Below are 18,555 nucleotides of genomic sequence, written 5' to 3' on the forward strand. Positions count from 1 at the left end.
AGGAAACTGTCGCACCTAAAGTCAGTTGGCCCGGCTTGACCGAACTCGGTGGAGAGGGAGGTGACGGCGTTGCAGCCATACGGCCCGTCACCATTAGGGGCTCAACCGAGTAAAACTCTTAAAAATCGGCACCGATTGCGCGATAGAGGGATATACGATTTAGCAACAGTTCAAGGTCCGTCGCGATCGCGCTCCGTCGGGCGGAATATAGCGAGCGTTGGTTCACGAGTGTTGTCAGAAACGGATCGATACCCGCCCGATAACGCTGTTCGGACAAGGCGTAGGCATTCTCATTCGACGCGACCAGAGCTCGCTGAGCCCGCTGCTGTTCGCCTATGGTGCCTCCGCGTGCCAAGGCGTCGGCGACTTCACGAAAGGCGCTCTGGATGGCATTCTCGTAGCTGGCAATTGCGGCCTGCTGTTGCGCCTTACTATATTCGATATTGGCTTTCACACCGCCACCGAAGATGGGAAGGCTCGCCGATGGAGCAGCTGTCCAACTGAATGCGCCGCCAGTGAAAAGCGACGACAGTGCTGAACTGGCGACGCCGATCGCTGACGTCAGGCTGATCTTCGGGAACATCGCGGCCCGTGCAGCGCCGATATTCGCATTCGCAGCCTGTAATTGATGTTCGGCCTGCAGCACATCTGGCCGCTGGAGCAGGATTTCGGACGAAGTCCCGGCAGGAACTTGCGCAGTCGAGCTGATTAGAGCGGATAGGGATAGCGGGAGCAGAGCTTCTTCTACCGGCGCCCCGGCGAGCAGATCCAGCGCGTTGCGATCCTGCGCTACCTGCGTAACTGCGGCCGCGACATCGGACCTCGCCTGTTCGACGATCGTTTCCGCCTGATGGACGTCGAGCTTGCCGGAAAGACCGACTCCGTTGAGCGATCGTGTAAGCGCGAGCGTCCGTTCGGCGCTGCTGAGCGTGTCGCGAGCTACGGCAAGCAATTGCTGGTCCGCAGCAAGCGTTGCATAGGCGCTGGCGGTTTCCGCCACGAGCGCGATGCGCGCGGCGCGCGCGCCCTCCTGGCTTGCGAGATAGGATTGAAGGGCGGATTCACTCAAGTTCCGCAGGCGGCTGAACAGATCGATTTCGAAAGCGCTAAAACCGATGTCCACGCTGTAATTGTCCTGACGCTGGTCATTCCGGTGCGTGAGCGTCGCGTTGGCATCCGCCGTAACCGTAGGCATCTGCGCGGCCCGCTGAATGCGATATTGGGCGCGCGCCGCGAGAAGGTTGGCCAGAGTTACGCGAAGATCCCGATTGTTGATCAGCGCCCGATCAATGATCGTACGCAGCCGTTCGTCGCCGACCAAAGCCGTCCAGGGCAAACCTGCCACTTCTGTAGGAAGGGCGGCTGAATATGCGGATCCATTTGGCCAGGCGGGCGGAACGGGCGCGGTGGGCCGCTCATATGCGGGTGCCAGATTGCAGGCGGTCAGCGTCACGGACAGGCCGAGGGGGAGCAAGCGCCTCATGCGGGCACCTCCGATCCGGTGACAGATGAATGGTCCTTGCGTCTGAAAAGCCGCATGATCGTGAAGAAAAACAGCGGCACATAAAAGATGGCAAGCAAGGTTCCGGTCAGCATGCCGCCAGCAACCGCCGTGCCGATGGCGATGCGGCTTTGTGCGCCAGCGCCATGAGCGAGCGCCAGCGGCATAACGCCCGCAATGAAGGCGAGCGAGGTCATTATGATCGGTCGGAAACGGAGCCTGGCCGCTTCGATCGCCGCGCTCATCGCGTCCTTGCCATCGCGATAGGCAAACTCGGCGAATTCAACGATGAGAATTGCGTTCTTGGCCGCCAGCCCCATCGTGGTGAGGAGGCCTACCTGGAAGAATACATTATTCTCCAGCCCGCGCGCCCACACCGCGACGACTGCCCCGATCAGGCCCAGCGGGATTACGAACAATACTGCGAGCGGCACCGACCAGCTTTCATAAAGCGCAGCGAGGCAGAGAAAGACAACCAGCACGGAGAGAGAATAAAGCAAGGGCGCCTGTCCGCCAGACAATTGTTCCTGATAGGAAAGGCCGCTCCAAGCATAACTGGTTCCGGTCGGCAATTGCTGCTGCAAACGCACCATTTCATCCATGGCCTCTCCCGAACTCGCGCCGGGTGCGGCCTGTCCCTGTATTTCATAGGAAGATTGGCCGTTGAAGCGCGACACTGTTGTCGGACCCATTTCCCAATGGGTGGTGGCGAAAGCGGAGAATGGAACCATTTCGCCCGTGGCGGCAGAGCGCACTTGCCAGTTTTCAATGTCGGTCGGCAAAGCTCGATAAGGCGCGTCTGCCTGCATAAAGACGCGTTTTACGCGTCCGCGATCAATGAAGTCGTTGATATAGCTGCTTCCCCAGGCGGAACTTAGAACATCGTCCACATCATTTTGTGTAAGTCCAAGCACAGCAAGCTTTTCATTATCGATATCGACCTTCAACTGGGGCGTGTCCTCAAGCGTAGCGGCACGCACACCCGCGAGCAGAGGGCTTTGCGAAGCTGCAGCGAGCAGCTGGTTGCGCACGGCCAGGAACTTGTCTCGGCTGAGGCCGCCTGTGTTGAGCAGCTCGAAGGTAAAGCCGTTCGACTGGCCCAGGCCACGGATGGCGGGCGGCGTCATGGCCAGAATTTTCGCATCACGTACGGCTGCGAGCTGCTTTGTAGCGCGGTTCGCGATCTCGGTCGCGCTGTTCGTCTTACCCTTCCGGTCTTCCCAAGGATTGAGATTGATGAAACCCTGCGCGGTATTTTCGCCCTGTCCTGCAAAACTGAAACCTTGGGCGATGAATATGTTGCCGACGTTATTTCCTTCTTCGCTTTGGAAATAGCTGCGAACACTCTCGACCACTTGCGCGGTTCGCGTGGACTTGGCGCCAGCGGGAAGGGTCATCTGCACCATGACCTGTCCCTGATCCTCTACGGGGAGGAAGCTGGTCGGCAGGCGAACGAAGATCAGCGCAAGGACGCCCAGTATCAGCAGATAGATTGTCCAGAAGAGGGCGCGCCGATGCATGATTGCCTCAAGCCGCCGCATATAGCCGCCGGTCACGCGCCCAAACCAGCGGTTGAACCGGCCCGCCCATCCCTGGTGACGGCGCTCCTCACTGGCCGATTTCAACAATGTGGCGCACAGGGCGGGCGACAGGATGAGCGCAACCACCACGGACAGAAGCATGGAGGACACAATGGTGATGGAGAACTGCCGGTAAATAACCCCCGTCGAACCGCCGAAGAAGGCCATGGGCAGGAGAACGGCCGAAAGGACAAGGGCTATGCCGACCAGCGCACTGCCTATCTCTTCCATCGATTTGATTGTGGCGGCGCGGGCGTCAAGCCCCTCATCGTGCATCAGCCGTTCGACATTCTCGACGACTACGATCGCGTCATCGACCAGAAGGCCGATGGACAACACCATGCCGAACAGGGTGAGCGTGTTGATGGAATAGCCGAAAAGGGCGAGCACGCCGAAGGTCCCGAGCAGGACGACAGGCACCGCCACCGCCGGGATCAGCGTCGCGCGCCAGCTTTGCAGAAAGACGAACATGACCACGACGACCAGCCCGACGGCTTCGATAAGTGTCTTGATGACCTCATCCACGGAAAGCCGGATGAAGGGTGTCGTATCGCGCGGGAATGCGATGCTGTACCCATGTGGCAGGTTCGTGGACAGCTCGGCGACCTTTGCCTTGACGAGTTCGGCGGTCTTCAGAGCGTCGGCGCCGGGCGCGAGTTGGAGCGCGATGCCCGATCCAGGATGTCCGTTCAACGCGGCTGAAAAGGTGTAACTTTCGTTCCCAAGTTCGACCCGAGCAACATCGGACAGGTGAACGACGGACCCATCGCTTTCAGTTTTCACTATGATGTTGCGAAACTGTTCGGGAGTCTGGAGGCGTGCACGCGCGCGAACGGTGGCATTCAGTTGCTGTCCGGCGGGCGCCGGATCGGCGCCGATCTGACCGGCGGAAACCTCGACATTCTGCGACCGGATCGCGTTTTCGACGTCCGACGGCATGAGCTTGACGGTGGCGAGTTTGTAGGGATCCAGCCATATGCGCATGGCATATTGGGATCCAAAAATCTGAACATCGCCGATACCTTCCAGGCGGGAGATGGGGTCCTGAAAATTATTGACCAGGTAATCGGAGATATCAGTCTGGGTGGCTCGATCGGTACGATCGTACAGCGCAACCAGCATCAGGAAATCGGTCTGCGATTTAGTGACGGTCAGGCCCTGCTGCTGAACTGCGTTGGGCAACCGGCTTAACGCCTGCTGCACCTTATTTTGAACCTGGACCTGCGCAGTATCGGGGTCGGTGCCTTTGTCAAAGGTGACAGTGATACGCGACTGGCCATTGGCGGTGGATGTCGAGGAGAAATACATCAGGCCATCGATGCCAGTCAGTTGCTGCTCGATGACCTGCGTGACGCTTGTCTCTACAGTATCGGCCGAAGCGCCTGGATAATTTGCTCTGATGTTGACCGCAGGCGGCGCGATATCTGGATACTGAGCAATAGGCAGCGACAGCATGGCGCCAAGTCCAGCCAGCATGATGCCGATCGCGATCACCCAGGCGAAGATTGGCCGATCGATGAAAAAGCGGCTGAGCATCGGAGGACCTAGCTCCCTTGGCCGACGGTTGCGGAGCGGACGGTATCGCCCGGTTTCACCTTGTCCGTTCCTTCGACGATCAGCCGATCACCGGACTTGAGGCCTGCGGTCACGAGCCATTTGTCGCCTATCGCCTGCGCCGTGGTGACGGTACGTTGCTCCACCTTGTTAGCGCGATTGACGACAAGCGCGGTGGCATTGCCCTTGGGATCGCGGCTGATCCCCTGTTGGGGCGCAAGTATGCCTTTGGGTATGACGGCCTGCGGGGCCACGACGCGTACGAACATGCCGGGAAGGAGAAGACTGTCAGGATTGGGGAAGCGTGCGCGCAGGGTTATGGTGCCGCTATTGGGATCGACGATAGGCTCGGCGAATTCTATGCGGCCTTCGAGCGGATAGTCGCTGCCGTCGTCCAGTTTCAGCCGGATGTTGGCACTGGCGGGCAGTGCTTTACCCGCGGCCAGATTGCGGCGCAGCGCCAGGAGCTGCGCGCTGGACTGGGTGATGTCGACAAAGATGGGGTCAAGCTGCTGGATCGTGGCGAGGGGGGCAGCTTGACTGGCTGTGACCAATGCGCCGGGCGTGACCGAAGAACGGCCAATGCGCCCGCTGATCGGTGCCCGAACTTCGGTGAAGCGCAGGTTTATGCTGGCAGTCTGAAGCGACGCGCGCGCTTGTTGAATGGCGGCGCTTGCTTGCCGCGAAGATGCCACCACGTCGTCCCGCTCCTGCGCGCTCACGGCCTCTGTCTGCCCGAGCGCCTGATAGCGGCGCGCCTTGGCTTGCGCCGCGACCGCTGTCGCCTGCGCATTGGCTAGCGAAGCTTGCGCTTCATCGCGAGAGGCGCGGTAGAGGGACGGATCAATCTGATATAATGGCTGGCCCGCATGCACATAGGAGCCTTCGGTAAAGAGGCGCTTCTGAACGACCCCAGCAACTTGAGGCCGCACTTCGGACATCAACGTCGAAGCGGTGCGTCCGGGTAGCTCAGTCGATACGGTAACGTCCTGCGCCTGAAGCGTGACTACGCCCACTTCGACCTGCTTTTTCTCAGGCGGTTTGCTTTGGCTGCATGCGGTTGCGAGCAAACAAAAGGCCGCGCTTAATTGAGCGTAGCGGGATGAGGAGAGTGCAGAGCGCAGCGGCATGGCGGCAGGTGATCCAGTGGCGGGGTTCAGCAGAGCGGAAACTTCACCCGGCGCAGGGGGAGGGGGAGCGCCGGGTGAAGGACGGGCCAGCTATCTGGCAGGCTCCGACGCTCCCTATTCGCTTCTCGGCAGGAGTTTGAAAAGGCCGAACATGTGCCATTGTGCATCGCAATATGTCGGAATGTATCAGCGCGTATCAGAGGCTCTGAGGAAGGCAGACTTTTAATGCTGAACACCGTAAAAGGCGGCGATGCCTGACCAGATGAACAGCCGCCAAGCACGCCTGATCGTAGTCGATGACGACCCCGATATTCGGGACCTGATTGTTCAGCAGCTGCGGCAGGAACATTATGAGGTGGTAGCCGCAGGCAGCTTGGGAGAGCTTTATCAGGCCCTTTCGGTGCATGCGGCCGACCTCATCGTGCTTGACCTCAACCTTCCGGACGGTGACGGGCTCACCCTGTGCCGGGAGTTGCGGGCCGAAGGAAATGACGTCCCCATCATCATGGTATCCGCCAGAGGCAGCGCGGTCGACCGGGTGCTCGGGTTGGAACTGGGAGCGGATGACTATCTCACAAAGCCGTTCGAGCCGCGCGAATTGCTCGTTCGCATACGCAACCTGTTACGCCGGTCCCATGCTGACGAACCCGACCGGCAGCGCGACAAAGGCGTGCGCATCGCCAGCTTCGGTCCCTGGCGCCTCGATCTCTTCCAGCGCAGGCTGATCGCTGAAGACGGCCGACTGGTGATGCTTTCGTCTGCGGAGTTCCGTTTGCTGTCCCGGTTTATCGAGGAGCCCAATGTGGTCCTCTCACGGGAAAGCCTTGTGCCTGAACGTCGAGCGACTGCTGCATTCGACCGCTCGACCGATCTACAGGTGAGCCGATTGAGACAGAAACTGGCGACCATGCCGGGGGGTGAGGAACTCATCCTGACGGTGCGTGGCGAAGGGTATGTACTCGCCAGTCCGGTGTCCTACGAATGATTGAGCGTCTTTGGAGCCGTGTTCGAGGCTTTTTGCGCTCGCTGACAGGACAGATATTCCTGCTGCTGACGATTGGCATGTCGTTGGCAGCGATGCTGGCTTTGCTGATTGCTGAACAGAGTAGGAGCCATGACTTTCAGCAATGGCGCATGCAGCGGGTGGTGGCGAGCGCCGAGGACATCGGTCATCGCCTTCAGCGTGATCCTAAACGGGTGGAGGCCATGCTGGCGGCCCAGCAGATCATGGGCGCGGCGTTGGCACCGGAGGGCATTGCAGTGGCTGAACCGGATGCTGAGCTTGCAAAAGCGCTCAGGGCGCGGTTCGGCCCCGGGTCGAACCCGGAGGCTAGCCAGGTTCCTGCAGGATTTTGCTTTCCGCGCCTGCGTTATGATCCATCGGCGGGCGCCGCTGGGGTGGTCAACACGCCGCGCCCGTCCTGCTGGATCGTGCGATTTACCGATAGCACTGGTGCTCGGCGGTCCATGGCGCTCAACCTGCCGCGCATGGAGCGTCCGCCCAGTATGATGGCCAACCCGCTCTATATGCTCCTGATCATTGTCGCATCTGCTGGTCTTGCTATCATCGTGTCACGGATCGTGACCCAACCGCTGCGGCGCCTTGAGCATGCGGCGGAGTCCTTCTCCCTGTCGCTCGACCCGGAGGAAATCCCGGAAAATGGGCCTGAGGAAGTACGTGCGGCGCTATCGACCTTCAACCTCATGCAACGGCGCGCGCGTGCTGGTTTTGCCGAGCGTACGCAATTGCTGGCGGCCATCAGCCATGATCTGCAGACGCCGCTCACTCGGCTAAGGTTACGGCTTGAACTCGTTGAAAATGAGGAGTTGCGTGCGCGGCTGTTGCAGGACCATCAGGCCATGCAGACTTTGGTCAAGGAAGGACTCGATCTCGCCGCTAGTACCGAGACGCAGGAAGAATGGTCCGTCATCGATATCGATTCCATGCTGGAAAGCATGGTCGAGGATGCGCAGGATCTGGGTGCTCCATTGCGGTTCGCGGGAGGGTGTGGCGGGACGATCCGGGCCAAGCCCAATGCACTGAGCCGATGCATCACTAATCTGGTCAGTAACGCCCTCAAATATGGTGGCGCGGCCGAAATCGGATGCTTCCGCCAGGGATGCCGACTTGTCATCCACATCCGTGACAAGGGGCCGGGCATACCGCCGGAACAACTAGATCAGATGTTTGAACCATTTACGCGCGGGGCTTCAGGGCAGCCGGGCGGGCGGCCCGGCACGGGCATCGGCCTCACTATAGCGCGGTCACTGGCGCTCACCTTCGACGCGTCCGTCCGGCTGATGAATGCGGACGATGGCGGGCTGGTCGCCCTTATCGAAATGAAGGCGTAAGTTCGATCTTTCGCGTTGCCAGACGGTCGGCTTCGTCTGGATTATGGGTGACATAGATTATCGGGAGCCGAAGCTCGTCCCGTATGCGCAGGACGACATCCATAATGTCTTCCCGGCGAGCGGGGTCTATGGAGGCGAGAGGCTCGTCCATGAGCAATGCTCGGGCGCCAGACAGCAGAGCGCGGCCAATGGCAACGCGTTGTGCTTCGCCGCCCGACAATGTGCGTGGCCAGCGGCTGAGCAGATGCTCAATCCCGAGAAAATCGACGACCGCTTGTAGAGACATCCATCTGTCCTGCGGCGTCGCAAGCCGATAGCCATAGAGCAGGTTCGCCCGCACCCGAAGATGGGGGAAAAGGCGGCCATCCTGGAAAACATATCCGATGCGACGACGATGGGAGGGCAGATCGATGGCGGCATCGGCATCGAACAATATTTCTCCATCGACGCTGATATGACCCTGATCCGGGCGCAGCAGACCAGCGATCATGTTGAGGATCGAGGTCTTCCCTACGCCGGAGGTTCCCCAGAGCAGGATGATGCCATCTGATGCTGCAAAGCGCGCCGTAACGAGGGTGGGGCCGAGAACCTTGCGGACGTCGATGTCAAAGGACATGGCTGGACCTATCCGCCGATACCCGGCGGCTGAGCGCTTCTGAAAGCAACAGTGCGCCGAGAGAAAGGCAGATCGAAATCACGGCGAGCCGCCATACGACGGCGTCGGCGCCGGGGATCTGGAGGGCGCTGTAGATGGCGAGCGACAGGGTGCGTGTTTCTCCGGGGATGTTTGAGACAAAGCTGATGGTCGCGCCGAATTCGCCGAGCGATCGCGCAAAACCAAGAATGAATGCCGCAGCTAATCCGGGTAGAGACAGGGGGAGGAGGATCGTGAGGAAGCACCAGGCGGGGCTGGCGCCGAGGGTTTGGGCGGCTTCTTCCAGGCGGTGATCTACGGCTTCGATCGACAGGCGGATGGCGCGCACCATCAGGGGGAGGGCCATGATGCCCGCAGCGATGGCGGCGCCGGTCCAGCGGAACATGACGGTCACACCGAACCAGCGTTCCATAATGCTTCCTACAGGTCCGGCAGGTCCGAGGGTAAGGAGCAACAGCCAACCGATCACTACCGGCGGCAGGACAAGCGGGAGGTGAACCGCCGCGTCGAGCAGCAGCTTGCCGGGAAAGCGCCAGCGCGCGAGGACCCAGGCGAGGGCGAAGGCCAAGGGGAGAGCGAAGAGCATGGCCGCGAAGCTGACCTTCAGGGACAGCTGGACGATCTCCCATTCTTCCGGGCTGAGGACGGTCACCGTCAATGCGTTCCAAAGCCGTAGCGGTGGAAGATCGCCTTGCCGCGTGGCGACAGGAGAAAGCGGTGAAATCCTGCCGCTTCGGGATGGGTGGAGCGGCTTAACAGTGCCAGTGGATAGGTAATTTTCGGGTGGCTGGCCGCAGGAAAGATGCCCACTATACGGACGGCGGTCGTGGCCCGTGCATCGGTTTCATAGACGATGCCAAAAGGCGCCTGCTGCCGCTCCACCATTGCAAGAGCCGCCCGGACGTTTTCCGCCGCCGCCACTTTACCGGATATCGCTGGCCAGACGCCGAGTGCCACAAGCGCCGCCTTGCCATATTTTCCGGCAGGAACGCTGTCCGGGTCAGCCATTGCGAGGCGGCCAGTGCCGATCGCACGGGCGAGAGGGAATCCACGGCGGATCGCCATTTTCGTGCCGCTGCCCGCTGGAGCGATCAAGACGAGGCGGTTGGTAAGCAGCGGAACACGGGTGCCACGGCGGACGAGCCCTTTCGCGGCGATGGCGTCCATCCAAGGTTCATCCGCCGATAAAAACAGGTCCGCAGGCGCCCCGGCCTCTATTTGCCGGGCGAGCGCGGAAGACGCGGCGAAGGACAGGACTGGCCGGTCATGCCCCTGCGCCGTCCAGGCATCGGCGGCGGCGGTCAGCGATTCCTGGAGACTGGCGGCGGCCAATACCAAAGGCCCGCGTTCGCGCGCTTCAGCGGGTTCAACCGCAAAGCCGGTAATGAGCAGAAGGAGCAGAACAAGGAACCGATGCATGCGACGCCTGACGCTTAAGGTATATATGCCGCTATACAGCGGTTGGCGGTCAAGGCGAGGCCAAATTCAGTGCGGTGCAAGAAGGCGGCGGCGTTGCGCGGCAAGGGCTTCGCCGGTGAGCGGCGGCCGTTCGCTCGCTTCCTTGCCTTTGCGCAGGCGCTGGCGATCCTTCTCGCGGGGCTCGGCAAGCCTGACGCGCACGGCGCTTTGCCCCTGATTGCGTATTCCGAGTGCTTCCGCCGCCCCTCGGGAAAGGTCGATGATCCGCCCGCGCGTGAAGGGACCCCGATCGTTGACGCGAACCAGCACGGTTCGGCCGCTGCCAAGCTCCGTCACCTCTACATAGGAAGGCAGCGGCAAGGTGGGATGGGCCGCGCTGATCCCGCCCGGCCGGAACTTCTCTCCGCGCGCTGTACGGTTGCCTGATTCAGTTCCATACCAGCTGGCATAGCCGACTTCATCATAGCCCGGTTGTTGGGCGGGAACATAGGTGACGCCGCGCACCGTATAGGGCGGCCCGACACGAACCGGCGTGTCCGATACGGGCTGGTATGAAGCGCACCCAGCGATGAACAGGGCAGGCAGGAGCGGCAAAAGGGAGGATCGCATGGTTGCGTCATAACGGCACAGCGGCGGCCTGCTCAAGCCCTGCTGATATCGGGATAGTCAGGCGCGATTCCATGGGGATAGCGTGGCTTTCCGTCAACTCTCCTAAAGGAGATTTGGCGTCGTCCCAAATCGCCGGACTTGCAGCATTAAGCGTCAGTGTTCGCGGAGGCGCACCATTGTAGAATGCTGCTCAGTCGCCGGTGCTCGGGGAGCCTGCGGCTTCCGCGAGATCCCCAAATTTCGTGGAACCGGGTCCGGTTGCCCCGACCATTATAAGGTCGAAGCTTTACAGCCGGACCCGACTTTCCTTTAGCCCTGTGTGGGCCGGGACAATGGGCGGCCAATCATGGTTTGGGACGGCGGTCCTTTTCGCGGTCTGCTTCATCGATCGCCCTTATCAGGTCGTCGAAGGCGCCGTCGCGCGGGAGCGGGAACAGCCGGGAAAAACTTTCGCCAAGCCGATGAATATCGTTCTGCGTCAGCAGCCCTATCGCAACAATCTCTTCACGGGCGTCCATTCAAGACCCCTCCTGAATGACGATAACGATGCAAAGTCGATCTGGTGCCAAGCTGTTGGCGGAAAGCGGTAAAAATCCTTATCTTTTTGGCGGGTTGATCGATCATGACGCGCGCCAGCGTTCGAGCGCGGTGTCATATTTGCGGCGTTCGTTGTCCACGCGGTCAGCCAACTGCCGATAGGCGGCCTGCTGCTGCTTGCGCAGCTGTTCGATTTGGGCGCGAAGCTGTGCCTGTTTCTCTTTGAGTTTTTTCAACGCCGCCCTGTCTTCTTCCTCCTGCAGGGCGAGGGCTTCTTCCGCCCTGTCGAGTGGTTCACGACTGGGTCGTGGTGTTGCAGGGGATGCGCGCTTCGGCGGGGAGTTGGGAGGAGTCGCTTTTCCCGGACGGGATTTCGCCCCGCCGGGTTGCTGCGGTGATTTGGCAAGGGAGGCCAAATGTTCCGCCTCACTGCCGCGTGGTCGTTTGATGACCTTGCCGGGATTGGCGAGGGGTTCCCGCATTAATTCTGCTTCGGTGACTTGCTCGGCAGAACCGCGCGCGAAAAGATTGGCGTCGGCGCCCCACGCTTCCAGCGCCGCCTTTTGACTGGGCGTAGCGACATAGGCGTCGTGGAAGCCGATAGGGGTGCGATAGACCTTGAGCGCGCGTGCCATGGTGGCTGAACGCCTTCGATGGCATTGGGGTGCCGGGCTAACCGACATGCCGAAGTTAGCGCCAGCTTCGCTCAAGGATATCTGCTGCTGTCGCGGCGTTGATCAAGGATAACAGCAAAAGGAAAAGTCGATGCAGCAGGACAGGAAGAGCGGCCAATCATCGGACGAACCCACAAAGGGCCGGGACGATACACCGCCGCCGGAACGGGGATCACCGCTGGCCGGTGGCGATCAGGAAAGCGGCGAAGCGGAGAAAAGGATCGAAAAAGGCGATGTGAAGGATCCCAACCCGCTGGCACCGCCAGTTAATACGCAAGCAGGCAGTTGATGAGATCGGCCTGATTCAGCCGCTGATCACCGGATATCGCATTCTAAGGTCATCCATCAGCCCTTCGATCACCGAAACCTCATGGAAGGTGCCCGTTGGTGTGATCGTCCAGTTGCAATGCGGATGGGTGGCGCGGCTGTAGAGGCGGACAGCACCGAGTACCTTGCGCCAGTGATGCTTGCTGCGGCCGTGGTCGCGAACAAGGCGAGCGACGAGAAGGTCGGTGATTTTATCAGACGTCATCTTCGGCTTTCTCTCCGCCGATCCAGCGGCCCGGCAATTCTATATAGGCTTCCAGTTCGCGCCAGTGGCGATCCCAACCGGGGCCACGGCGATCCTCCGGCACATAAGCCTCAACCATGCGACGGGCGCGGGCCACGACATTGTCGGGCGGCGTGCGCAGGCGATCGAGAATGTGGCGGATATCCTCGCTCATGACGGGCTGATAGCCTGTCCTTGGCTAACGCGCCAGTCGCCGGGAAAGCGGCCAGTATAGTAACTCTTCGTGGACAAAGCGGGTGCCAGGTTACATTCATCGTTGTAATTGATATGCTGATGGCAGCCGAGGGGATAGAAATGAGCCAGAAATCGACCATTCTCATCGTCGGCGGCACCGGCAAGACGGGTCGTCGTCTGGCCGATCGTCTGGCGAATCTTGGTCACACCGTCCGCATTGGTTCGCGGAGCGCGGAACAGCCGTTTCTGTGGGAAGATGAGGCCAGCTGGAAACCGCTGCTGGAGGGCGCGGATGGCCTTTATATCGCGCATCATGACAATACGCATCCCGATGCTGGCGCGCAGATTGGGCGGCTTGCAAAGCTTGCGCTGGATTGCGGGGTAAAGCGGCAGGTGCTGCTTTCCGGGCGAGCGGATGAGGCATTTCTGGATGCGGTTGAAGGCGGATTCAGGGCGAGTGCGGCGGACTGGACAGTCGTTCGTCCGGCATGGTTCATGCAGAATTTCTCGGAAATGTTCTTCCTCGACGCGGTGCTGGCGGGCGAGATCGTGCTGCCGGTCGGTGACGCGACCGAGCCGTTTATCGATATCGAAGATGTCGCTGCTGTCGCGGCAGCGGCGTTATTGGACGGTCGACATAGTGGACAGGTTTATGAGCTGACCGGGCCGGAATCGATAGGCTTTGAAGCCGCCGCCGACGCGTTGACGAAGGCGACGGGACGGAAGATCAGCTTCACCCCCATTCCCTTCGACACATTTCGGGAGTCGATCCTGTCGAACGGTTTGCCTGAAGAATATGCCTATACCTATTCTGGTATCGCCGACGGCAAGTTGGCCTATGTCACGGATGATGTTGAGCGGGTATTAGGCCGGAAACCGAGACGCTTTTCCGAATATGCGCAGGATGCGGCGGCTAGCGGCGTTTGGGATGTGTGATTGATTGGCGGGGCTTAGAGCGGGACCCCCGATTAAGGCCCGTTCACTCTCCGAGTTCGGGAAGCGGCGTCCATTCCCTGTCCGGGGCGAGTGGTGCGAAGATGCTGTCGATAAGCGCATTCGGCACCTCTTCGGGAGTGGCCGGGTTCCATTTCGGCGCATTGTCCTTGTCGAAGATGACGGCGCGTACGCCTTCGATGAAGTCGGGGTGGCGGATGACGTGGCAGGCGATGCGATATTCATTGCGCATGTTGGCCGCGAAGTCGGTAAAGGCCGCTCCCTCTGCCATTTGCCGCAGGGCGACCTTGATCGTCTGGGGCGATTTGGTGGCGAGGACCGCCAGCTGCGCGCGCGCCCATTCCGATCCGTCGGTGCGCAGCGCGGCGAGGATGTCTTCGTAGTGGTTGGAGGCGAACAGCCGGTCAATGTTGGCCCGCTGTGCTTCCCAGGGGGAGGGGGGCGGTGGGTCGCTCATCTCGTCTAGGATTTCGCCGATGCCGTCGGGGTCGGCGATAATCCGGGCCTTGACCGCGTCGAGCTTTTCCGAGGTCATATAGTGGGTGGCGATGCCGATCGCTGCGCAGTCCGCTCCATTGATGCGGGCTCCGGTGGTGGCGAGCCATGTGCCGGTGCGGCCAGGCATGCGCGGCAGGAACCAGCCACCGCCGACGTCAGGGAAAAGGCCGATGCCTGTTTCGGGCATGGCGTAGACGGTTCGCTCGGTCGCGATGCGGAAGCGCGCCGGATCGGATATGCCGACGCCTCCGCCCATGACTATGCCGTCGATGAAGGCGATGATGGGCTTTTCATATGTGAACAGCAGATGGTTCAGCCGATACTCGGTGTGGAAGAAGCGCTCCGCGTCCGAAAAGTCGCCTTTCGCGCTGTTGGCGATCATGGCGATGTCGCCGCCTGCGCAGAAGCCGCGTGACAATTTGGGGTCGCCATCGGGGGATGGGGCGTGATCGAGCATGACGGCGGACACATCATCATCGTGACGCCAGGCGAGCAGGGCGTCGATCATGGCGGCGCACATTTCGGTCGTCAGCGCATGGATCGCCCTTGGCCGGTTCAGGCGGATGCGGCCGACGCCATTTTGCACGAAGATGATCAACTGATCCGTCATTCCTTATCCCACCTGTTTCGCTGGCGCCGCATGATGCTGTTATCGGTTCAGACCGTTCCGGGGAAGGGCCTGGGGGGGTGGTGGGAAGAGATGAACAACTACAGATGGATCGTCGGCGAAGTTATCAGGCCACATCTTTTTTTGGCCACAAATGTTTGACCTGACGCGATAATTCGGTTAAATAATCCCCAAGGCAGAGAAGCGCGCTGCGGCGAGTGATCTGACGAAAAGGCAAACTGCTGGTGACGGCAGGACGCAAAGCTTCCGGTCTCTTGATTGAGACAGCGGGGTTACCGAAACAGGACATGACGCGATGAAACCGCTTATCCCTTTTTCTCCATTCCTGAAATTTGGGCCGCCTGGCCACGCGATTTGCCGTCGGGACTAAATTAGTCATCCGTTCGGGCTGGCGCAGGATATCGATCGAGCCTGCCGGTCCCGGTTACAGACATACCGCGATCATGTGCGGGATAGTCCCGCCATGTCGCACTGCCTCATCTCCCTCGGGTCGCACTGTGGGAGAGAAGCACAGCGTCCCAAAGACCCATCTCCTCACCTGGGGGCGCTGTGCTTCACTCATTCCGGACGTCGGATCGGCACGAAATAGGACCGTCGAGATAGCGGGCAAGCGCCTCGCTGGCTTCCGGCGTCAAGTGTAGGCCGAGCTTGCTGCGGCGGTAGAGAATGTCCTCTGGGGTCTGTGCCCATTCTTCCCTGACAAGATAGTCGACTTCGGCACGGCTGAGGTCGCTGCCGAACATCCCCCCCAGATCGTCCAGCGTTTCAGCTGCGCCCAGCAGCTTCAGCGCGCATGTGCCGTAGGCGCGGGCAAGGCGGTGGAGGAGCGAATGGGGCAGGGCGGGATATTCGCGCTCCAATTCTTGCACGAAGGCGTTGAAGTCCCCGTCGGGCATGTCCCCGCCCGGAAGCGGTGCGTTCGCGGTCCAAGCGCCCCGTGTCTCGATTCCCTGCGACGCGAGAAGGTCGAGTGCCTGCTCGGCCAGTTTCCGGTAGGTGGTGATCTTGCCGCCGAAGATGCTGAGAAGGGGAGCGCCTTCGCTGTCGAGGTCGAGGACATAGTCGCGGGTGACGGCGGAGGCATTGCCTGCCTGATCGTCATAAAGCGGGCGGATGCCTGAATAGGACCAGATTATGTCTTCGCGGGCGATTTTCCGGGCGAAATAGCTGTTTGCGACGCCCAGCAGATAGTCGGTCTCGGTCTGACTGATTTGTGGCTTGCCCGGTGGATCGTGCCACTCTTGCTCGGTCGTGCCGATCAGCGTGAAGCGATGCTCATAGGGAATGGCGAAGATGATGCGGCCGTCAATATGCTGAAGCGTGAGGGCATGGTCCCCTTCATGGAGGCGCGGCACGACGATGTGACTGCCCTTTACAAGGCGGACTTTCCGCTGACTCTCTAGGCCGGAGCGGGCGATGATGTCGGCGACCCATGGACCTGCGGCATTGACCAATATGCGGGAGCGCACTTCTTTCACGCCATGCGCATCCTCGATGGTGGCCGACCAGACTGAACCATCCCGGCGGGCGTGGAGCAGGCGTGTGCGGGTCTCAATTTGCGCGCCGCGTTTGGCGGCGTCCATCGCGTTCAGCACCACCAGGCGGCTGTCCTCGACCCAGCAGTCCGAATAGAGGAAGCCGCGTCCCTTGCGGTTTGCAAGGCTGTTTCCCAAAGGCGATCGATCGAGCGCGATCGTGCGTGTTCCGGGCAGCTTTTTCCGTCCGCCGAGATGATCGTAGATAAAGAGACCGAGGCGCACCAACCATGCCGGGCGCGTCGAGAGGTTCTGCGGCATCAGGAAGGCAAGCGGCCAGATGATGTGAGGCGCCATGCGCCAAAGCCGTTCCCGTTCGATCAGGGATTCACGGACCAGCCGAAACTCGCCATATTCGAGGTAGCGCAAGCCGCCGTGGATCAACTTGGTCGACGCGGACGAGGTTTGGCTGGCAAGATCGTCCTGTTCCACCAGAAGGAGCCGGTAGCCCCGCCCAGCCGCATCGCGCGCGATGCCGACACCATTTATCCCTCCGCCGACGATCAGCATGTCATAGAGAGGTGGCGTGGCCAAGATGCTCTACCTCCGCACTTCTGAAACATGAAGGCGGCGGGGCTGCTTCAGTTTCACGAAAGTTCCAAGTTCGCGGCGCAGCATTCCCAGCATCCAGAGCCGATGGCTTGCGATATATTCGGGAAAGCCGTCCGGTTTGGCGGGGTCGAAAACGGGGACCTGCCAGTCAGCAGGCTTTTCTTCATAGCTGGTTTCGATCTGGGCGGCGCCGTCATCGGGGGCATCGATGTGGCTGCCCAGATAGCTGTTGCCCTTGAACCGGAAAGACTCCACTGGGTCAAAGCCCGCCTTGATCAGATAGTCAGGGCCGTTGCGCCCAATCTCGCTGCCGTAGCGGGCGGTCCCCGCAACCTTGAACACATTGCTGCGGAAGCGGATGGCGCGCGCCCATCCGTCCCATTGGGTCGCGACGACCATCTGGACGTCCATGGCCTTGCCAACATGGACGACATTTTTCTCGATTAGCGCGTCCGACACATTGCCCGCGATCTGGAATATGCGTGTTCCGTCATTGCGGCTGACGTTGAAGCGCGCGACTGTCCCGTGGTTGCCGATATTGGCGATGTCATCCTGGCCGGGCGAACAGATGAGCAAAAAGCCGCCTGCATTGTCATGGCTGTAGTTATAGAGGAACGTGGTGCGGCGGGAGTTGAAATCGGAATCGAAGCCCTGACCATCGTAGCGGGTTCGGGTATAGGCGGCCTCATTGAGCTGTATCAGGCTGTTGTCCGTGCTCCACTGCCAGATGCCTGCATTATAGCCGGGCGCGCGGCTGCCCGCATAACGCACGATATTATGTTCGATGAGCGCGCCATTGGTGCCGCGCGGCACGATGCCGTCGCCGCCCACATCCTCCACATAATTGTCGCGGATGACGACCTTTTCGCTGGGAAACCAGTTGGAGGATGTCACCTGATCGCTGATCCCGGCTATGCCGGATCGATCGACGCGCCAGACTATGTTGCGTTCGATGATAAGGTCGTCGAAACGGGTGGGTAGCTTTTGCCCGGTGGCGCGGAAGACTATGCCGCCATTATCCTTTCGGTCGTTGGTCCCGCGCACATCGTGAATGTACATGTCGCGAATACGGATACCGCGCGTGATGCCGCGATCCTCCGCCGATATGAGAAGGCCGGTGCGGTGGGCGGGAAGCGGGCTGTCGTTCGTGATTTCGAGGCCGCTGACCGTCACATAATCGGCATTGATGATGCCGACGGCATGGGGAGACACTCCGCCTGCGTCAATGCGCGCGCGGGGGCCTGTTCCGTCAGAGGTGACGGTGATGGGTGCCTTTTCACTTCCGGAACGGGTGAGGGTAAGAGGCTCCCGCCATACCGATCCCGCCATCAGCTTGACCTGATCGCCCGGTTGCAGCGGGAAAGTCGATAGGCGGGAGAGAGAGCGCCACGGCTGCGTTGGTGCGGTGCCGTTGAAGCTGTCGTCGCCCTGCGTCGAACTGACATAATAGGTTTCGGCATTGGCTGTCGCAACGAAGCCTGAAGACAGGACAAGAAAGGATGCGGCGGCCAATGATTTCAGCAAGTTCGGCGTATCCCTTCGCGATAGGTCGGTTTCTTGTTTTAGCGCAATGAGGCTGAATGCGAAGTGAAATGATCGCCGAGGTCAGGCAGAAAAAAGGCCCCGCCTCCG

The 18,555-nt window shown here is 60.6% G+C and carries 18 protein-coding genes and 1 riboswitch; of the genes, 4 read left to right on the forward strand and 14 right to left on the reverse strand.

Annotated features, from left to right (window positions below):
- Positions 1–118 precede the first annotated feature (118 nt).
- The 3 genes from ACWNC0_RS01055 to ACWNC0_RS01065 are packed head-to-tail and all read right to left on the reverse strand — an operon-like array spanning position 119 to position 5,765.
- Positions 119–1,483 (reverse strand): efflux transporter outer membrane subunit, encoded by a 1,365-nt coding sequence (locus ACWNC0_RS01055; protein ID WP_449468978.1) that lies wholly within the window; start codon positions 1,481–1,483, stop codon positions 119–121.
- Complete coding sequence (locus tag ACWNC0_RS01060; protein ID WP_449468980.1) at positions 1,480–4,617, reverse strand: efflux RND transporter permease subunit; 3,138 nt, start codon at positions 4,615–4,617, stop codon at positions 1,480–1,482. The genes ACWNC0_RS01055 and ACWNC0_RS01060 overlap by 4 nt, the downstream gene beginning before the upstream one ends.
- 8 nt (positions 4,618–4,625) lie before the next feature.
- Positions 4,626–5,765 (reverse strand): efflux RND transporter periplasmic adaptor subunit, encoded by a 1,140-nt coding sequence (locus ACWNC0_RS01065; protein WP_449468981.1) that lies wholly within the window; start codon positions 5,763–5,765, stop codon positions 4,626–4,628.
- A gap of 250 nt (positions 5,766–6,015) precedes the next feature.
- Between ACWNC0_RS01065 and ACWNC0_RS01070 the strand changes: the two genes are divergently transcribed.
- Complete coding sequence (locus tag ACWNC0_RS01070; RefSeq protein ID WP_449468983.1) at positions 6,016–6,750, forward strand: response regulator; 735 nt, start codon at positions 6,016–6,018, stop codon at positions 6,748–6,750.
- A complete protein-coding gene (locus ACWNC0_RS01075) occupies positions 6,747–8,117 on the forward strand; it encodes an ATP-binding protein (protein WP_449468985.1) in 1,371 nt (456 codons plus the stop codon). Before ACWNC0_RS01070 ends, ACWNC0_RS01075 begins: the two co-directional genes overlap by 4 nt.
- On the opposite strand, the gene ACWNC0_RS01080 is transcribed toward ACWNC0_RS01075, so the two are convergent.
- The 6 genes from ACWNC0_RS01080 to ACWNC0_RS01105 all read right to left on the reverse strand — a co-directional run bounded on the left by ACWNC0_RS01080 (position 8,098) and on the right by ACWNC0_RS01105 (position 11,972).
- Positions 8,098–8,733 carry an ATP-binding cassette domain-containing protein gene (locus ACWNC0_RS01080; RefSeq protein ID WP_449468987.1) on the reverse strand — a complete coding sequence of 212 codons (636 nt, stop codon included), beginning with the start codon at positions 8,731–8,733 and terminating at the stop codon, positions 8,098–8,100. The genes ACWNC0_RS01075 and ACWNC0_RS01080 overlap by 20 nt on opposite strands.
- The gene (gene modB / locus ACWNC0_RS01085) at positions 8,723–9,424 is read right to left on the reverse strand and encodes a molybdate ABC transporter permease subunit (protein WP_449468989.1); all 702 of its coding nucleotides are present in this window, start codon (positions 9,422–9,424) and stop codon (positions 8,723–8,725) included. The genes ACWNC0_RS01080 and modB overlap by 11 nt, the downstream gene beginning before the upstream one ends.
- A gap of 2 nt (positions 9,425–9,426) precedes the next feature.
- The gene (modA, locus tag ACWNC0_RS01090) at positions 9,427–10,191 is read right to left on the reverse strand and encodes a molybdate ABC transporter substrate-binding protein (protein WP_449468991.1); all 765 of its coding nucleotides are present in this window, start codon (positions 10,189–10,191) and stop codon (positions 9,427–9,429) included.
- A 66-nt stretch (positions 10,192–10,257) separates the two neighbouring features.
- The gene (locus tag ACWNC0_RS01095) at positions 10,258–10,800 is read right to left on the reverse strand and encodes a septal ring lytic transglycosylase RlpA family protein (RefSeq protein WP_449468993.1); all 543 of its coding nucleotides are present in this window, start codon (positions 10,798–10,800) and stop codon (positions 10,258–10,260) included.
- 344 nt (positions 10,801–11,144) lie between these two features.
- Entirely contained in the window at positions 11,145–11,318 is a 174-nt protein-coding gene (locus ACWNC0_RS01100; protein WP_449468995.1) for a hypothetical protein, read from the reverse strand.
- A gap of 102 nt (positions 11,319–11,420) precedes the next feature.
- On the reverse strand, positions 11,421–11,972 hold the full coding sequence (locus ACWNC0_RS01105) for a hypothetical protein (protein WP_449468997.1): 552 nt from the start codon (positions 11,970–11,972) through the stop codon (positions 11,421–11,423).
- 130 nt (positions 11,973–12,102) lie between these two features.
- Here ACWNC0_RS01105 and ACWNC0_RS01110 point away from each other — a divergent pair, with 130 nt between their 5' ends.
- Positions 12,103–12,300, forward strand: a complete 198-nt coding sequence (locus tag ACWNC0_RS01110) for a hypothetical protein (protein WP_449468999.1) — start codon at positions 12,103–12,105, stop codon at positions 12,298–12,300.
- A gap of 15 nt (positions 12,301–12,315) precedes the next feature.
- On the opposite strand, the gene ACWNC0_RS01115 is transcribed toward ACWNC0_RS01110, so the two are convergent.
- Together ACWNC0_RS01115 and ACWNC0_RS01120 are read right to left on the reverse strand one after the other, a co-directional pair.
- Positions 12,316–12,543 carry a hypothetical protein gene (locus ACWNC0_RS01115; RefSeq protein ID WP_196227162.1) on the reverse strand — a complete coding sequence of 76 codons (228 nt, stop codon included), beginning with the start codon at positions 12,541–12,543 and terminating at the stop codon, positions 12,316–12,318.
- Entirely contained in the window at positions 12,533–12,736 is a 204-nt protein-coding gene (locus ACWNC0_RS01120) for a hypothetical protein (RefSeq protein ID WP_449469001.1), read from the reverse strand. Before ACWNC0_RS01120 ends, ACWNC0_RS01115 begins: the two co-directional genes overlap by 11 nt.
- A gap of 140 nt (positions 12,737–12,876) precedes the next feature.
- Between ACWNC0_RS01120 and ACWNC0_RS01125 the strand changes: the two genes are divergently transcribed.
- Entirely contained in the window at positions 12,877–13,692 is an 816-nt protein-coding gene (locus ACWNC0_RS01125) for an NmrA family NAD(P)-binding protein (protein ID WP_449469003.1), read from the forward strand.
- A 43-nt stretch (positions 13,693–13,735) separates the two neighbouring features.
- Here the strand turns inward: ACWNC0_RS01125 and ACWNC0_RS01130 are convergent, their stop codons facing one another.
- From ACWNC0_RS01130 to ACWNC0_RS01140, 3 genes are all read right to left on the reverse strand, one after another.
- Complete coding sequence (locus ACWNC0_RS01130) at positions 13,736–14,818, reverse strand: enoyl-CoA hydratase/isomerase family protein (RefSeq protein WP_449469005.1); 1,083 nt, start codon at positions 14,816–14,818, stop codon at positions 13,736–13,738.
- A gap of 220 nt (positions 14,819–15,038) precedes the next feature.
- Positions 15,039–15,116, forward strand: a riboswitch (cyclic di-GMP riboswitch).
- A gap of 274 nt (positions 15,117–15,390) precedes the next feature.
- Entirely contained in the window at positions 15,391–16,881 is a 1,491-nt protein-coding gene (glpD, locus tag ACWNC0_RS01135; RefSeq protein ID WP_449469834.1) for a glycerol-3-phosphate dehydrogenase, read from the reverse strand.
- Positions 16,882–16,911: 30 nt separating this feature from the next.
- Positions 16,912–18,447, reverse strand: a complete 1,536-nt coding sequence (locus ACWNC0_RS01140) for a right-handed parallel beta-helix repeat-containing protein (protein WP_449469007.1) — start codon at positions 18,445–18,447, stop codon at positions 16,912–16,914.
- Between the last annotated feature and the right edge of the window lie 108 nt (positions 18,448–18,555).

Source organism: Sphingobium chungangianum (assembly GCF_977014255.1).

What these genes read in the sequence shown, in the direction of transcription:
- ACWNC0_RS01055 (WP_449468978.1), bottom strand. Translation starts at nt 1,483, where the DNA reads ATGAGGCGCTTGCTCCCCCTCGGCCTGTCCGTGACGCTGACCGCCTGC.
- ACWNC0_RS01060 (WP_449468980.1), bottom strand. Translation starts at nt 4,617, where the DNA reads ATGCTCAGCCGCTTTTTCATCGATCGGCCAATCTTCGCCTGGGTGATC.
- ACWNC0_RS01065 (WP_449468981.1), bottom strand. Translation starts at nt 5,765, where the DNA reads ATGCCGCTGCGCTCTGCACTCTCCTCATCCCGCTACGCTCAATTAAGC.
- ACWNC0_RS01070 (WP_449468983.1), top strand. Translation starts at nt 6,016, where the DNA reads ATGCCTGACCAGATGAACAGCCGCCAAGCACGCCTGATCGTAGTCGAT.
- ACWNC0_RS01075 (WP_449468985.1), top strand. Translation starts at nt 6,747, where the DNA reads ATGATTGAGCGTCTTTGGAGCCGTGTTCGAGGCTTTTTGCGCTCGCTG.
- ACWNC0_RS01080 (WP_449468987.1), bottom strand. Translation starts at nt 8,733, where the DNA reads ATGTCCTTTGACATCGACGTCCGCAAGGTTCTCGGCCCCACCCTCGTT.
- modA (WP_449468991.1), bottom strand. Translation starts at nt 10,191, where the DNA reads ATGCATCGGTTCCTTGTTCTGCTCCTTCTGCTCATTACCGGCTTTGCG.
- ACWNC0_RS01095 (WP_449468993.1), bottom strand. Translation starts at nt 10,800, where the DNA reads ATGCGATCCTCCCTTTTGCCGCTCCTGCCTGCCCTGTTCATCGCTGGG.
- ACWNC0_RS01100 (WP_449468995.1), bottom strand. Translation starts at nt 11,318, where the DNA reads ATGGACGCCCGTGAAGAGATTGTTGCGATAGGGCTGCTGACGCAGAAC.
- ACWNC0_RS01105 (WP_449468997.1), bottom strand. Translation starts at nt 11,972, where the DNA reads ATGGCACGCGCGCTCAAGGTCTATCGCACCCCTATCGGCTTCCACGAC.
- ACWNC0_RS01110 (WP_449468999.1), top strand. Translation starts at nt 12,103, where the DNA reads ATGCAGCAGGACAGGAAGAGCGGCCAATCATCGGACGAACCCACAAAG.
- ACWNC0_RS01115 (WP_196227162.1), bottom strand. Translation starts at nt 12,543, where the DNA reads ATGACGTCTGATAAAATCACCGACCTTCTCGTCGCTCGCCTTGTTCGC.
- ACWNC0_RS01120 (WP_449469001.1), bottom strand. Translation starts at nt 12,736, where the DNA reads ATGAGCGAGGATATCCGCCACATTCTCGATCGCCTGCGCACGCCGCCC.
- ACWNC0_RS01125 (WP_449469003.1), top strand. Translation starts at nt 12,877, where the DNA reads ATGAGCCAGAAATCGACCATTCTCATCGTCGGCGGCACCGGCAAGACG.
- ACWNC0_RS01130 (WP_449469005.1), bottom strand. Translation starts at nt 14,818, where the DNA reads ATGACGGATCAGTTGATCATCTTCGTGCAAAATGGCGTCGGCCGCATC.
- glpD (WP_449469834.1), bottom strand. Translation starts at nt 16,881, where the DNA reads ATGCTGATCGTCGGCGGAGGGATAAATGGTGTCGGCATCGCGCGCGAT.